Here is a 16,082-nt window from a genome sequence, read left to right as displayed (position 1 = left end):
GCCGTCTCTACAATAATCAGTCTTTTGTAGAGACGGCGATTTATCGCGTCTTTGTGATGATTTATCGCGTCTTTGTAATGATTTATCGCATCTTTGTGATCTAAAAATTAGTTCCACCTAACAAGCAACTTCAAGTTACTTCTTTGTAGGTAGACCCGTCATACTTTAAAACATCGTTATCCGGCGTAGAAGCTTGAGGTTTGTTGAGCATGGTCAGTATCAACAGTGGTGTTTGGAACAAGAAAAATACCAAGTCGATAATCCCGAAGACGGGATAAACATTGGGGTAAATAAAGAAAAAGAAAATGACTCCTTGCGATCGCGCAAAGATCGCTAGCACAGCATTAGATGTGTAGCGGTACGGGTCATTTCCTCCCGGAATGTAGAACAGCGACAGCAGAACCACTAGCAAGCCAGCAAACGAAGTCCATACCGGGTCTTCGGTAGGTCTTTGGTGAAGTAATTCCAGCAACCAACTCGGTGCGAAGATAGCGGGTATACCCATCACGCAGTTTTGGATAACACCTAACCAGACGAGCGCCCGGAACCAAACAGCATATTTGTTCATAACTTGGTTACAAAGTTTTTAAGTATTCGACTAATGCTTGTTTATCTTTGACAGGTAAATCAGTGCCATAGAGATGTCCTTGGTTACTATTACCAGGAACGCTAATGTCATATTTAAAACCTACACGTTGCGCTTCTTCTCCTTCGGAAATAAAGCCAACTTTGTTTTGGTCATAGACATCAAATCCTCGATAAAAAGATTGGGGACGATTCTCCGGTTTTTCTAACAAGTCTTGTAGGGATGGCACCGAACCATTATGTAAATAAGGCGCTCTTAACCAAAGACCATCAAGAGAGACAGAAACGTAACCATTGGTCTTCCGCAACTGGTTGAAGTCCCAAGAATAACCATCACCAAATTTGTTGTAAGTATCTGCTGCTTCCTGCGTCCACATATCTAGCCGGTGGCGGTCAGTTCCCACTTCTTCAACAGGAATCACCTTACCAGTTCTTTCGCCGCCAAATGCATGACAAGATGCACAAGTATTGTTAAAAATTGCTTTTCCTTGTGTAGCTATTTGCTCATCAACTGCAAACGGATATTTAGGAGGCGGTAGTTCCGAAATATAATCTTCTACTCGTTGGAGATCCTCTACTGGTAGAGACTCTTTAGTTGCACCGTCACCAATTGCCCCAGTCTGCACCGTTTCTCGCAGCGAAGTTTCTAAACCATCCCAATGCAAGGCAAAGTTTTGGTGTTGCTTTTGATTCCACAAAGGCATCATATCTGAGTTACCAATGGTGTCATCTTTAGGCAACTTTAAAGTAGTGAACTTCACAGGATTAAACGGATCAATTCTACCTGGTCCCCAATTAGGACGAGAATCAGTCCAAGCAAAGTCTGCACTTTGTTGTAGCAGCCCTTTTTTGGTTTGGGGAATAATTATAAAACGATAAAGCAGGTTTTCTAACCAGCTAAACTCATGACTATATTTGATTTCATCAAGTATATAATCCGGTTCAAATCTGGGGTCACTAGCAGCATTACCAAGAAAGCGGATATAGCCTTGAGAATCAAATCTATTAGCAGGCCCAGCTGCAATAATTGTTGGCTTATCTTTGAGATTTTCTCGATAAGTAGCATGATGACAAACAGCACAAGTTATCCCAACTCTGGGAAACCCGATTGTTTTTTTAGAAAAACCGACTGGTAGCTCTTTACCTTCTTCCCAAGTAATTCCCAGAGAAGTATAACCGCCTGGGCCTGGTAGCTTATCGGGAAATATGCGCGGTAATACTAACCAAATCCAATATGGTACACCTTGTGCCTGTTCTGTACCAATAGAACCATATTTAAAATGATCCTCTGGTAACTCATAAACTTCGCTAGGAACTTCGCGGAAAAGGTTGTACCATCCCACATAACCCACAACCCCAAAAAGAAGGACAATAACTACAGCAATTGAGGTGATTATTTTCCCTAATTTTGACTTAAGTATTGCCATAAACTTAGGTTTTTCTCGCTAAAATATTTTTCAAAGTTTCTTCATGTACTCAACGATCGCATCTTTTTCTTCTGGGGAAAGATCAACGCCGTATAAGTGACCGCTATTACTGTTACCATCAAGTTTTGTATCAAACTTGAAGTAATTTTTACCATTTTCTTCGGCTACATCAGAGACAAAACCAACTTTTTCTCTATCGATAACGTCGTAGCCCCGATAGAATTCTTTTGGTCTGTTCTCTGGTTTTTCTAGTAAAGCCCGTAAGGTAGGGACTGAACCATTGTGCAAATAAGGGCCGCGTAACCAAACACCATCAAGAGGCATATTCGCATAGCCATTAGTCTTGCGAAAATTCTTAAAGCGCCACGGATAACCTGCATACAGCGTATTTTGGTTAGAGATGGTTTCATAAGTAAATGAATCTAGGCGATGAGGGTCTGTACCAATTTCTTGAATTGGTACAACTTGGCCTGTATACGCACCACCAAAAGCGTGACAACTAGCGCAATTACTTTCAAAAAGTGGTTTTCCTGTGGCCGCTAAAGTTTCGTTAACTTCATAAGGATATTTGGGTGGTGGTAGTTCCCACAGCCAATCAGCAACTCTCTGAATTCGAGGCAAATCAATTGTTGTGGGTGTGACTCCAGTTCCTAACGCTGCACTCTTATTACGTTCATCAACAGATGTGTTATTACCATCCCAATGTAACTGCAATCCCTCGCGGGGTTTTTGATTCCAAATTGAGGGAAAATCAGAAGTACCAATCAGTTCATCTTCACGCAATTTATCCATTGGGAAATGGAATTGAATTGCTTTATAAGGATTAAAAGTATCTACTCTTCCTGGCCCCCAATCTGGTTGTTCTTCCACAAACTTAAGTCGATATGCCTGATTAATTAGTGCATCTCTAGTTTGGGGAATTGCAATGAAGCGATAAAGTAATTTTTCAATGGGATTAAGACCACCACTAATTTTTTCAATTTCTGGTAACATCCGGTTAGCAGTAAAGCGCTCATCCACACCAACTGCTGATAAAAATTTGATATATCCCTGCAAATTCAGCACATTAGCAGGCATCGTAGTCATGACTTGATGTTCACTATTAGGGGTATTTCGCAGTGTTCCTGTATGACATACAGCACAATTTAACCCAACTCGATCAATAAAGACTCGCCGTTGCGAAAAACCTATAGGTAAATCTTTGTCAGGTTCTTTGATAAATCCCAAAGAATTATAACCTTGTCCGGGTAATTTATCTGGGAATAATTCGGGTAAAACTTTCCAAATCCAGTAAGGGATGCCATTGATGGGTTCGCTGCCGATTGAACCATATTTAAAGTGGTTTTCTATGTCAGCATAATCCACTGGGGAGTTAGATAAAACAGGCCACAATAAAAATACTGCTACTGCTGCAATGCCTACAATCACAACCCAAATCCGCCGGAAGATGCCCTTTATTCCCTTGACTGGGGTAGAAAGTAGGGTAGGGTTAGTTTGTTCAGTCATAAAACACTCCCCATATTGTCGAGATTATCTGCAAGCGAAATTGTCAATGTGATACCCATCGCTTTTTATTTAGATGAATTGGCAAACTGAGTTGGATGAAAGACTGACATTACTTCTTCCATCATCTCTTCATAGCTATTGAAGCGATCCTGCTCGTAACAACCCAAGGGATTTTCTATTACATTCAATAGACATTTATTACAATAAGTACAAGGTTTATCTGCTAGGTCTTTACCTTCTTGAAAAGATTTAACTAAGTAATTGTTAGCAATTAGGGTACGAGCCATTGTGACGCCATCACAATACTGCTCATTAATTGCCTGACGAATATATGAAGCTTGCTGTAAACCACCAGTGCATAATACGGGAATATTAACGTGTTTTTTAATCTCTCTGGAATCCAGCAAGTTTCTGCCTTGGTTCTCTATTAATAACTGCTTAATTTTGGGGTCTTTTACATCATCGCCACTAAATGCTTGAGGAGGTAATTGCTTTTTCACACGGTTCCATAAAAGATTGAAAATTGGATGCAGAAATGATTTGCGAAATAAAATGTAGTTGCGTGTAGTTTCAATGCCACTTGACAACATCGCATCATAAGTTCTAGTAATAACATCAAAATTAAAATCACCAATGGGATTGAGTGGGTGAGGAAATAAGCTACCAGTTGACACATGGACGCCATCAGCCCCAGCTTCTTCTGCCCATTTACAAACTTGGATAGAATCTTCTATGGTATTACCTGGTTTTTCCCAAAAGGTGACGGCGTTGTTATAGTCAACGGCACTAATTTTAAATTGTAGATGAAAGTCATTACCTACTTCTTTGCGGATTGCTCTAATTACATCTAGCAGAAACCGCGCTCTATTCTCTAATGATCCACCGTATTCATCTTGGCGATCGTTAATTCCAGAACTGAGAAATTGGTTAAAAAGATATCCATTAGCACTGTGCAATTCTACTCCATCTAAACCTGCTTCACGGGCCCGTCTAGCACCATCGGCAAAGTGTTGGATTGTTTCTTTAATTTCTGCTAGTGTCATAGCTTGACACAAAAATCCGTGAAATGCCTCAGTTTGGCTAGTGGAACTTAAGGCTTTTTTTCCTAAGTTTTCTATACCGGCAATATCCTGCTGTCGCCCCGAATGACTTAATTGCAAGATAAATTTACAGTCATATTCATGGACTTTTTCTCCTACTTTTCGCCAAAAAGGAATGCGCTCATCACAGTCAATGGTGGCGTAATTGGGCATAATTCTTCCCCGGATGGCGACTGGAACAAAGGAAGTAATAATAGCCCCTACACCACCACGAGCAAACTTTTCTTCCCAATTGATTCGGGCTTGGGTTCCTGAACCATCATAGTTATCCCATCTTCCAGAAATACTAGAGCGAAAGATCCGATTTTTTACTGTGAGATTACGGAATCTCAAGGGTTCAAAGATAATATCGTTTTCCATCTGTTCCTCTGTCTTTTGTGTTTTTTCGGCAATAAAATTAGGTGTCAGAATTTTTCTTAGCACGAATAGCCTCGCCAGAGAATTATGATTTCTAGTGTCTCTGGGAGGGTAATGTTTTATGTCTACAAATCTACAGTGGAGGTTTTCGGATGCGAAAGCTAAGTATTAAGTTTTTGTTACTTATATTTTCCTACCCAGTTTCAGCATGGATGTTTATCCTTATTGGTTTTTACAGTTATATAAAGTCTTTTGCAGTTTGTAAACCGACAACATGAACAAACAAAATCTTAAGAAAAATGAAAACTTTCGTCTTTATTTCTCTTAAAAGGTTAAGTCAACCTTAAGATTAGCTTCTAACAATTTGTTACAAACTTAACCAAGTATCTAGGGAATGGATATAACCATAGCAAATTGGTTATTGAACACTATTGTAAGTTTACAAATTTTTAAATTTTTAGGTTAAAAATGTATAAAAGTTTATTGATGACGTTTTGCAAACTTGTGTAGTAAGTTCATATATAACGAACCTCAGTAAGGTACATTTAAAATCATCAAAATATCCCAAGACTAAATCTGGAAAATGGGAAATTAGTGATGAAGTATTAGTGTACCTCTGCAAATGTGAGGTGCTGCGGAGAAGGTTTAGGTCTTACAAACAAAGAGTTTTATGAAAAAGACAAGTCTAATTTTTAAGGGCTGTCTGCTCCTGCTATTCGTGACTATGTTTATAGTCTGCGGCTTTTATGGAACGCCTACAGCTTTAGCTGATGAGTATAGTGAAACACTTGCGCCCATAAGTACTAAGTATTCGGATACGGGTGTATCTGAATACCCTGACAACTGTGAAGGTATCGGTTATCTCCCAGACTACAGAACGGAGAATTTGACAGATGCCGAGAAACGGGGCCGTTGTACTTGGTACTTATGGACTGGCGGTAATGCTAAGTACTATCGTGATCTAGCGAAGCGGACACATGGTGGTGTTGATCTGCTAAAGCTGATTGATTCGCGTGTGCATGATGAACGATTCCAACGCTATGGCGCTATTAACGATCCTGGATGTGAGAAAGCAACAACACCAGATGAATACGGTTTGTGGCTAGATAAGTGCAAAGATCCACTTTCAACCGGCGTTATTGGGTTGCGTAAGTTCCAAAATCCCAACTTCGACTCGGCAAAATGGAACCCTGTTGAATATGCCAAAACTTCACAAGTTGAGCCTCCATACGTGATTGGGCAGTCTTGCGCCATCTGTCATGTAGCGTTAGATCCTCTCAACCCACCCAAAGATAAAGAACACCCGAAATGGGAAAATCTTGTAGCAGCATTGGGTAATCAGTACATCAAGGAAAGCAAATTATTTGCGTCCAGTGTTGGGGCAAATAGTTTTGTTAAGCAAGTACTTGATTCTCAAAGACCAGGTACATCTGATACTTCTCGGATTGGTAACGATCACATCAATAATCCGAATGCGATCAATGCCATTTTTAATTTAGGCGATCGCCCCACATATCCAGAAGTGATGAACGATGGTTCAATCAAGGATGTCAATCATATTCTCAAGGATGGCGCGGACTCTACAGGAGTGGCAAATGCCTCACTACGCGTCTACGTCAATATTGGGATGTGCGGCGATTACTGGACGACTCTCCATGAACCTTTATTAGGCAGAACTCCCCAAAAACCTTTTGATATCGAAAAGGCGCGGAAGGAGTGCGAAGGCTGGAGACAGACAGAAGCACGCATGGCTGATGCCGAAGCATTCTTGAAAACCATCAAGCCGATGCACTTGAAAGATGCAGCGGGTGGTGAAGAGTTCTTGACCAAAGACGAAGAAGTTCTCAAACGTGGCAAACTGGTTTTTGCTAGTACTTGTGCTGGTTGTCATTCCAGCAAAAAGCCACCTGCTGAAATTGCTGCTGACTCCGAACAGGCTCAGAAATGGTATGAAGAGTCTGTACTCAGTAGTAATTTTCTCGACCACAACTTCTTGTCTGATGACCAGCGTTATCCAGTTACACTAATTGGTACCAATGCGGCGCGATCGCTAGGGACAAATGCCACTAAGGGGCATATTTGGGATCAGTTCTCGTCTAAAACCTTCAAAGAACTACCGTCACCAGGTAATTTGACGCTGTACAACCCCTTCGATGAGAAAAAACCCATCGAATTTAAAATACCAGATGGCGGTTTGGGATATTACCGCACACCTTCGCTAGTTAGTATTTGGGCAACAGCACCACTTCTGCACAACAACACACTAGGACTTTACAACGAAGATCCTTCAGTGAAAGGACGTGTGGAAGCCTATACGGATGCTATGGAAAAGTTGCTGTGGACTGAAAAGCGTGAGGGTATTATCAGCAGGACATCTCAAGATACTAAATTAGAGCTTCCTCCAGGAGATCCAAATCCCAGATTTAGGATTCCTATTCCTAAAGGTACGCCTGTGAATTTGCTGGCAAGCATCAATATTAGAGAGGCGATTACATCTCTCAATCTCAGCAGCCTTTTCCAAGACTTGAAACCGGGCGGTGGAATCAAAGGTAAATTAGCACGTGTGCTTTTAAGAGCTAACAAATCTCCCGACTTCGTTGAAGATGAGGGTCATTATTTTGGCTCAAATCTGCCAGATGAAGATAAGAAAGCCCTAATTGAGTTTGTGAAAACTTTCTAAGACAAATTGTCTGGATGCTGCACTCGTTCCCATGTTAAATATGGGAACGAGCAAAAATATTTATTAAATAGTGAGGATATAGATGCAGTATTTACCAATAATCTTTGTTCGTGGATATGCAGGTACACAAAAAGATGTTGAACAAACAGTTAATGATCCATTTTATGGGTTCAATAGTGGTTCAACACATATTCGAGTAGACCAGAAAGAAAATCCCCAAAAGTTTGTTTTTGAGAGTCCATTGCTGCGGCTAATGACCGATCATAGTTATCAACCGATTGTTGACAATCAGAATGTGAGCAATCAGATTAAAAGATTGTCTGGTCAACTTCATAAAACTATTTGGATCTACCGATTTTATGATGTAACTACACCTAGTTTTGGCTCCTCAAGTGTAGTTCGTCAGGAGATGGAGGAGATAGCTAAAGGTTTAAGAGACTTGATCAAAAATGTCAAGCAAACGACGGGTGCAGACAAAGTTTATCTTGTCGCCCACTCAATGGGAGGTCTTGTTTGTCGCAGCTTGATTCAAAAGATTTATCCAGAAAAAGGTGAGCAAGCTGCCCATCACATTGATAAATTCTTTACCTACGGTACACCTCATGGTGGCATTTATTTTGAAGTCGGAAGTGGCTTGCTGGAAGAACTGAGGGACAGGTTTCAATTGAATAATTCTGATGATTTTGGCCCCCAAAGGATGTACCAGTATTTAACACCTTATGTTAAGCCAACCGATAAATTACCTAATAATTTTCAACTAGAAAAGTTACAAAGTATAGAGAATGCATTTTCGCCAAACCGCGTCTTTTCTCTAATCGGCACTAATGCACATGATTATGAAGAGGCTTTGGGTCTTTCACGAAAGGCTGTCGGGGTGAAAAGTGATGGTTTAGTTCAGATTGATAAAGCCTACATAACGGGATCTCATCGTGCATATATTCATCGCGCTCATGGTGGGCGTTATGGTATATTAAACTCGGAAGAAGGTTATCAAAATCTGCAACGCTTTTTGTTCGGTGATATTCAGGTGAAACTGTCTCTGAGTAATGTCGATTTAAAAGAACAGAACAAGAATTTTTATCAACTAGAAACTAGGGTTGCTTTGCGTGGTCTTCCTACTCCTATATATGAGCAAGCGATCGCTCATTATTGCCCAATCACACAAGAGTTAACCAGAACAGATAAACCCGTTCCTCTGTTTACAGCCTTTTTAATCCCAAAAAACTCAGCCAGTGACGATAATACCTGTAGATATGCCTTGCGTTTAGCACTACATTCTTTCACAAAACAAGAGACGAATTGGTTACGTGACAGTCATCTCGATCAAGTGCCTTTGTGGACTGACTATCTAATTACTGATGTTGTCGCAACAGATGGTACTTATGAGGCTAAATACAGTTGGAATTCCGTTGAAAAAGAGCCAGTAACGAACTTAAATCCCACTTCAGAATCCAGTTCAAATGTTTATGTTGCATACGTTCCCCTACCTGAACGTGGGCAAAGAGTCTTAGGTCAAAATGTGGCAGTCCGCTTGGAAATCTCACGATGGCAATAAATTACAGCAGAATTCAGGAGTCAGGAGTCAGAATTCAGGAGTTAGAATTCAGGAGTTAGAATGGGCTACGCCCCGCTACGCTAACAGAAGTAAAATATCTGGCTTTAAGACTTAGTTTGTGTACTTTACTAATTTTAAATCTGCTGTAAGTAGTAGTGTGGGGAATGCTTGTTGTGTAATCAGTGATTAGTTTAAATTAATTAGCGCTTTTTAAGTATTGTGAAGAGAGAATAATTAAGGTTTAAGAGCGTTAGGTTAATAATAGTTAATAACTATTGATTCATTTTTTAAGCTGTTAACAAATAAAAAATTATGCAGAGTAATCGCAAACAAACGGCTCTTATTACTGGTGCATCTGGTGGCATCGGTTATGAATTTGCAAAGTTATTTGCTCAAGATGGTTACAATCTGGTGTTGGTAGCTAGAAGCGTGGACAAGCTGAATAAAATCGCCGATGAATTTAAAAATAAATTTGGCATTGTTGCCAAAGTTATTTCCAAGGATTTATCAAATCCATCAGCCCCAGAAGAAATTTTCACTGAGCTAGAACAAGCATCTATCAGGGTTGATGTGCTGGTAAACAATGCTGGGTTTGCTACCTACGGATTATTTAACGAAATTGACCTGAATGCTGAAATGCAAATGCTACAGGTTAATGTTTTATGTCTCACACATTTAACCAAGTTATTCCTTAAGGGTATGGTGAAGCGGGGTTCTGGAAAAATATTAAATGTGGCTTCGACTGCTGCTTTTCAACCAGGGCCGCTGATGGCAGTATACTACGCTAGTAAAGCTTATGTATTATCGTTCACAGAAGCGATCGCAAATGAGTTAGAAGATACAGGTGTTTCTGTAACGGCGCTTTGTCCAGGGCCTACCGAATCTGGTTTTCAACAAAGAGCCGCAATGGAAGACTCAAAGCTAGTAAGCGGTCAAAAAATTATGACTGCGGAAACAGTAGCCCAAATCGGCTATCGTGGTCTATTAGAAAACAAAACTGTTGTCGTTCCTGGAATTAAAAATAAGCTCCTTGCTGAATCTGTAAGATTTACTCCCAGAAAGCTAGTGACTAAACTAGTCAGAAATATGCAGGAAAGCAAATAAATTTTACCATAGCAATCCTAAATCAAACGCGCAGAAACAAGATCCCGGACTTCTTTGAGAAGTCCGGGATCTGCGTGTTGCAATTCTCACAAGTCTTTAATTACGAATTACGAATTATTTTAATCCCCCTGCGGATGCTCATCCCACAGGGTTGTTAGTTCCCGCAAACTTTGATGATTGCCATTGCCCAAAATCAGATGATCTAGTACTGGAATGCCCAAAAGCTGCGCCCCTGCTAACAACTGACGCGTCAATTCTATATCTTCCTGGCTGGGTTCAAGGTTCCCAGAAGGATGGTTGTGGGCAACTATTACCCGCGTTGCACCTTGACGAATAACTTCCCGAAAAATATCACGGGGAGAGGCTAGAGTTTCGGTTGCGGTACCAATGGTAATTACTTGCGTACCCAATAAGCGATTCTTGACATCTAATAGCACCACTGCAAAACGTTCTTGTACCTGCCACATCAAATCTTGGCTGAGGGTAGCAGCCGCAGCAAGGGGGCTATCAATTAATGTGCCGTCATTGGGACGAGATTGAAAAGCGCGTTTACCCAATTCAATTGCTGCTAAAATACTTGTCGCCTTCGCCGGGCCAACACCAGAAATTTGCATCAACTCAGCAGGGCTAACTTCTCGCAGAACTGCCAAAGGATCACGTTGGTGTTTGCCTAATTCGCTCAAGATATATTGTCCCAAACCCACAGCAGAGAGTTTCCCTGGGCCTTGACCGGTGCCTAGTAGAATTGCAATTAACTCCGCTGTGGCTAAAATTTTGGCACCATGCGTCATTAGCCGTTCACGCGGACGCTCATTTGTAGGTAAGTCAGCAATTCTGAGGCAATAAGTCATAGGAAACTAAGAGAATAGTCACTAAAGATGTAACTATCTTTAGTTATCCCTTGTTTGCTCTCAAAATCATCTTTATTTGAGAAAATCTTTAACCTTGGTCAGTTTCTATGGGTAATTTCATTTGCAACCTTCAAAGGGAAGACTAAAAATAAGATAATTTAGGGCGAGTTAGCAAAGTGCGTAGTTTACCGCCGTAGGCATCGCATAATTCAACAACCCAACACTACACACGGCAAACCATTCAAACCCCTTCATTTTAGTTAATTACTGATAAGTTTGCGTTGCTTTCAGCATGTGGTAGGTAATAATCAACTGAGTCAAAGCCAGAGGATAACTTTGCAGTGTTTCTCCAGTTGTACCAGCAATTTTACCCAGTTCGGGATTACTTTCGCGATCGCAAATACTTCGTAAATGGGGCATATCAGAACAAATAATATGCTCTAGCTTATTTACCTGTTCTAAGGTTGCATGACCATCAACTTCTAAGACATCCACAGGCTTACTCATATCCCTGTCTAGCCCCAAGCGGATTGCTGAGTCAGAATTACCATAGCCAGAGTTGACAATCTCAGTAAAATCTGGGTGGGGAATTGTCGGGCGAAGTACCAGACGGACATTTAAATGGCCATTGGTTTCATCATCTTCCTCGGTGGGTGGATAAAAACTAATGACTATATCAGACCATTGCCGCTGCGGACGGATAAATTGTGATGAGTCTGGTTCACGCTTTTCTAGTTCCGCTAATACCTGTTCAGCCGTGTAGCCGCGCTTTTGGGTGTCTCGCTTAACTTTCCACTTAGCGCGTAGTTCTTCTGGGGGTGCAAGGTAAACTTTCACATCGTAAGAGTCACGAGCAGCACGAGTAGAATAACCGAGTAATCCCTCAATAATCACGAATTTATTCGGCTTGATATACTGCGGTGGCTCAAATGTGCCGGTTTTATGGCTATAAACTGGCTTCAGAATTGGTTGTCCCGTGCGTAGCAACGACAGATGTTGCTGCATAATATCTAAGTGATTGCAGTCCGGGTGGAGGGCAGTGATGCCAATTTCTGCACGTTGTTGGCGATCGTAACGGTGATAATCATCTGTACAAATGAGCGTAACATTTTCTGGGCCGAGTACCTGAGCGATTCCTCGCGTTAGTGTTGTTTTCCCAGCCGCGCTGTCGCCGACAATACCAAGAATTATTGGACGGCTCATCATACCTCCCACAATAAAAACAAGTTTATTAATAAAATTCCCTACAATAGTTTTCATTCTAGAAGGGTTTAGGCGAGTAACTCAAACAAAGGCTTGGTATGCAATATCTCTACATATAGAATCTCTGTGCACTGGTTGATTGCATAATGATGGATGTAGCCGCTGGGTATCAGAATCAGCATCCAAGTTTTGTAGTATTTCACCTTAGCAATAGAAATAGGTCAAGTTGAATTACCAAACCTGACCTAAGATTATCTTTCACTGAGCGGCATTAAGATTAAACTAGAGCGTACACTTTAGCTTCCCAGGGGAAAATACCTTCTCTCCCTACCCACTCAGATGGCACTATCCGCTCTTGAGTAACTTCCCGCCACTGCTTGCCTACTGGGGTTGCAGGCCAATTCGGGACTCTGTACTCAGAACCAGGAGGAGTGCCGTAGTCAGAGAAATTCGCCACAACAACTACTAATTGATCGGCTTTATTACCACGCTGCCAAACTAGAACTCGTTTCCCATCATTAAAATCAACATGAATAAATTGAGTATCATTTACAGCTAAAGCACCAGAAGTCTTACGTAAGCGAACCAACCTCGCAACGTATTGGAAAATGCGTTGCCGCCAATCATCTTTCACACGGCTGTAGTTCACTGGATCAATTTGCTTATAATCATCTGTTGTAGGCAAATCCTGTTGATCGGCAAATTCGTCTCCGGCAAGGATCATGGGAATTCCTACGGCAGTAAGCAGCGAGACAAATGCCAACTTAATGCGCGGTTCAGTATTAGCAATTCCATTACTAACAAGGTAGCTGAAGAAACGCTCGTTACCATAACCGCCAACATCATGGGAAGTTATATAGTTTACCGCCTGAGAACCATCTGTAAAGCCTAAGTTTCGGCAATCAATTAGTTTGCGGATACTCCATTCAAAGCTGGGTTCATCCCAGGCATTCTTACCTAAAATCACCTCTCGGATGATTTGCTTGAACTTTTCATTCCAAAGTCCATCCAGACGATTTTGTTGGATGAGAGATAGAGGTACACTCAATTCTTCGCCAACTACGAGGAAGCGATCGTCGGTTCCGCCTCTTTTATCCCAAAGGGTGCGGGCAAAATCCTTGAATTCCTGCAAAAAGTCATAGTTGGCAACATTATTGACGCTATCCAACCGCAGACCATCAACTCGATAGTATTCCAACCAGTGGGCAATATGAGCTTTTAAGTATTCACGGGCTGGGACAAGCCATGACTTTTGTCCAGTAATGGGATTATAGCCCTCTACCCAATAGTTGTACTTAAATAAATCCCCACCAAAGCCATCTCTTGACCCTTGTTCTGGATCACCACTAGCCCATTTGATGTAAAATTCCAAAAAATTAACGTTATGGTAAGGATTATTCCGCGAGAATGCCATCACTATATCCACAAAAAAGCGCAAACCTTGCTGATGGCAGACTTTGATCAGATTAGCCAAATCAGTCGAAGCAGTCGGTGCTGACTGTTCATCTGGGCGTCCTAAGTCAAAATCCGCTGCAAAATAATTTGCTGTACCATAACCCCAATTGAGAGTATCATCACTGTCTTCTGGTGGCAGAAGTTCTAGAGCGTTGATTCCCAGTTCCACAAGATGAGCGCGGTTATTGAAGGCGCTGACTATGGGAAAAGTAGGAGCGATCGCTTCTGGGATCAATAGTGCCAGTACGTCACGAAATGTGCCGTTTCCTTCTTCAATCAATCCATTTGAATTAATCTTTGTCCAGCGGGTTGGTAATTCGTAAATCACCAGTTGATTATTGGTTGGTAGCGTTTCTAAAGGAGCATCGCCTTCCCAATTTACAGTTTGCCCTTCAGGATCACAGGGAATCAGCGTCTTATTTTGATAAAGCACAACGCTTGCCGGATCGAAGCTAGTAACGCCCCCTGATTCTGACGGCTTTGGTGCAAGTAAGCGTCGATCCACAGTTGTCGCGGTTGGATCTGTACAGTAGAGAATTTGGTTAGCACTGGCAGATTCGTAGGGGTCTGAGTTGCGGACTTTAAACCAGTAAAAGTAAACCTGTCCTTCAGTCAGACCAGATTCTTGAGCCGAAACTTCCCATAATTCTGGAAATTCTGTTGATTGACGAAGCGGAATTTCTCTGAATTGAGCTAATCTGTCTGGGCTTTCGGGAGCAGTGCTGCCAATGTAGAGGGTGGGAGCTAGTTGTGATGCACTGGGACGCCACAAGACAAAATGAGTTTTTTTGCGGTTCAATAAATCGATAGGCATTACAAAAACCTCTGGGTGATTAAAGTTCAGCTATGAAGTTCTTACACAACAACCAAAGGTTATTCCAGACAATAGGTTGAATTTCTTTAAGGTCAAACCCCTTTAAAGTGTGAAAGTTAGTAATAATAGAAGCAAACCTAATTCTTTTCACCATGAGCAACGTAAGCAGAATCTGTAACAATTCCCATTAAACTCACAGGTGCATTTGCTGAAACGTAATAGTAATCAACTCGCGTTGCTAAATTATCAATTTCTCTATATCTTCCCTTAACATAAATTACGAGAACGGTTGCTTTTTCCAGCCAATTCAGTACAAAATCAACTTGCTCTTTAACTTTTTCTTCCCGTTTGTTAGTTGCATCAGTATCAGAAAGCCCAGCGAATTCTTGCCCTGAAAGCAGATTAGAATTTATTAAATCCAGTATAAAAACATCACCTATTGGATTCTTAGGTTGTCTTCTTTGATTCCAAAATCTAACTTTTTGAAAGCCTCGTTTTTGCAACAGTTTACAATCATTAGTCTCTAGATCATTACTAGGCAAGTAATAATCTACAACCGTCGAAGCTATCACCCTTTCACGCTGCAAAGTTCGCGTAACTGTTGCGACTTCTGATTTTACTAAATCAGCAACTTTATTATCAATTTCCTGGCGAATTACCTGGCTGGCAATTTTTTTAGCATCGTCTAAGTTTTTGCCAAATACATAGGCTAAAAATCCACCTAAAAATGCAAATACTACTAAGGTAAATTGCATCGCACCTACAAATTTGTTAAAACTTTCACTCAATTGACCATTGGTCGCCTTGAGAAATTCCAACTGGCTTTTGAGTAATTCAATATCATTAATATTTTTGGCAGGTGTTGGTAATGGTGTAGGAGTGGGACTTTGGGCAATAATCCAATCCCCAAGGTGAAATATATCAATTGAGATTAGCCAATCCATAAGACATTTGCTCGATTTTTAACCCGACAGTTGGAGGATGATTTCTAAATTCAATACCCGTGAATTAAATTCTCAATCTGCCATTGAGAAAAGGATTTTTAAATCTTTATTCAAGTCTCTAATTTCAGATTTATGATTGGAATTTTTTCGTTTATATTTAGACATTTTTATTTTTACAATATGGGGATTGACACAGTTACGCCAAAGTCGGTCAATTTAAGATTCAGAGATTAAGAACAATAAGTATTCGCTCTGGATTTCTTGTAGTTTTAGAGAAGCTATTATGGTAATTTTAGAATAACCGTGAAAATCTCCTCAAATCGGAAGTTAGAAATATTAATTAATACTTTGACATTTTCGTTAACATTTAGTTACCAATTATATATTTGATTTGGGCATTTCCTATTAGAAAACTTCTTTTTACAGAACTATTTAGTTTGCAAACTTGTTATTGTTTATCGATTTCATTCACGGGTATTGAACTTAAGCCAAAACCCAGTG

Annotated in this window: 11 protein-coding genes; 3 read left to right on the top strand and 8 right to left on the bottom strand. The window is 40.8% G+C overall.

The window, feature by feature from the left end:
- Positions 1-130 precede the first annotated feature (130 nt).
- The 4 genes from ABF638_RS24455 to ABF638_RS24440 form a co-directional block, all read right to left on the bottom strand.
- Positions 131-568: a hypothetical protein gene (locus ABF638_RS24455; protein WP_435025523.1), complete on the bottom strand. Its 438-nt coding sequence runs from the start codon at positions 566-568 to the stop codon at positions 131-133.
- 7 nt (positions 569-575) lie between these two features.
- A complete protein-coding gene (locus ABF638_RS24450; RefSeq protein ID WP_435025522.1) occupies positions 576-2,012 on the bottom strand; it encodes a c-type cytochrome in 1,437 nt (478 codons plus the stop codon).
- Positions 2,013-2,042: 30 nt separating this feature from the next.
- Positions 2,043-3,518 (bottom strand): cytochrome c, encoded by a 1,476-nt coding sequence (locus ABF638_RS24445; RefSeq protein ID WP_435025521.1) that lies wholly within the window; start codon positions 3,516-3,518, stop codon positions 2,043-2,045.
- Between the two features lie 65 nt (positions 3,519-3,583).
- Positions 3,584-5,041, bottom strand: coding sequence for an NADH:flavin oxidoreductase (locus ABF638_RS24440; protein WP_435025519.1), 1,458 nt, complete (start codon positions 5,039-5,041; stop codon positions 3,584-3,586).
- Between the two features lie 604 nt (positions 5,042-5,645).
- Between ABF638_RS24440 and ABF638_RS24435 the strand changes: the two genes are divergently transcribed.
- The 3 genes from ABF638_RS24435 (at position 5,646) to ABF638_RS24425 (ending at position 10,314) form a co-directional block, all read left to right on the top strand.
- Positions 5,646-7,655, top strand: a complete 2,010-nt coding sequence (locus ABF638_RS24435; protein WP_435025518.1) for a hypothetical protein — start codon at positions 5,646-5,648, stop codon at positions 7,653-7,655.
- An 82-nt stretch (positions 7,656-7,737) separates the two neighbouring features.
- Complete coding sequence (locus ABF638_RS24430) at positions 7,738-9,210, top strand: alpha/beta hydrolase (RefSeq protein ID WP_435025517.1); 1,473 nt, start codon at positions 7,738-7,740, stop codon at positions 9,208-9,210.
- 312 nt (positions 9,211-9,522) lie between these two features.
- Positions 9,523-10,314 (top strand): SDR family NAD(P)-dependent oxidoreductase, encoded by a 792-nt coding sequence (locus ABF638_RS24425; RefSeq protein ID WP_435025516.1) that lies wholly within the window; start codon positions 9,523-9,525, stop codon positions 10,312-10,314.
- A 119-nt stretch (positions 10,315-10,433) separates the two neighbouring features.
- On the opposite strand, the gene radC is transcribed toward ABF638_RS24425, so the two are convergent.
- From radC to ABF638_RS24405, 4 genes are all read right to left on the bottom strand, one after another.
- Positions 10,434-11,165, bottom strand: coding sequence for a RadC family protein (radC, locus tag ABF638_RS24420; protein ID WP_435025515.1), 732 nt, complete (start codon positions 11,163-11,165; stop codon positions 10,434-10,436).
- Positions 11,166-11,429: 264 nt separating this feature from the next.
- Positions 11,430-12,368 carry a phosphoribulokinase gene (locus ABF638_RS24415; RefSeq protein WP_181932853.1) on the bottom strand — a complete coding sequence of 313 codons (939 nt, stop codon included), beginning with the start codon at positions 12,366-12,368 and terminating at the stop codon, positions 11,430-11,432.
- Between the two features lie 277 nt (positions 12,369-12,645).
- Positions 12,646-14,637: an alpha-amylase family glycosyl hydrolase gene (locus ABF638_RS24410; RefSeq protein ID WP_435025514.1), complete on the bottom strand. Its 1,992-nt coding sequence runs from the start codon at positions 14,635-14,637 to the stop codon at positions 12,646-12,648.
- A gap of 137 nt (positions 14,638-14,774) precedes the next feature.
- The gene (locus ABF638_RS24405) at positions 14,775-15,581 is read right to left on the bottom strand and encodes a hypothetical protein (protein WP_435025513.1); all 807 of its coding nucleotides are present in this window, start codon (positions 15,579-15,581) and stop codon (positions 14,775-14,777) included.
- Positions 15,582-16,082 lie beyond the last annotated feature (501 nt).

This window comes from Nostoc sp. CALU 1950 (assembly GCF_051172895.1).
Classification (GTDB): domain Bacteria; phylum Cyanobacteriota; class Cyanobacteriia; order Cyanobacteriales; family Nostocaceae; genus Nostoc; species Nostoc edaphicum_A.
The sequence above is the reverse complement of the archived record's forward strand: the minus strand, read 5'-3'. Positions and strand labels throughout refer to the sequence as shown.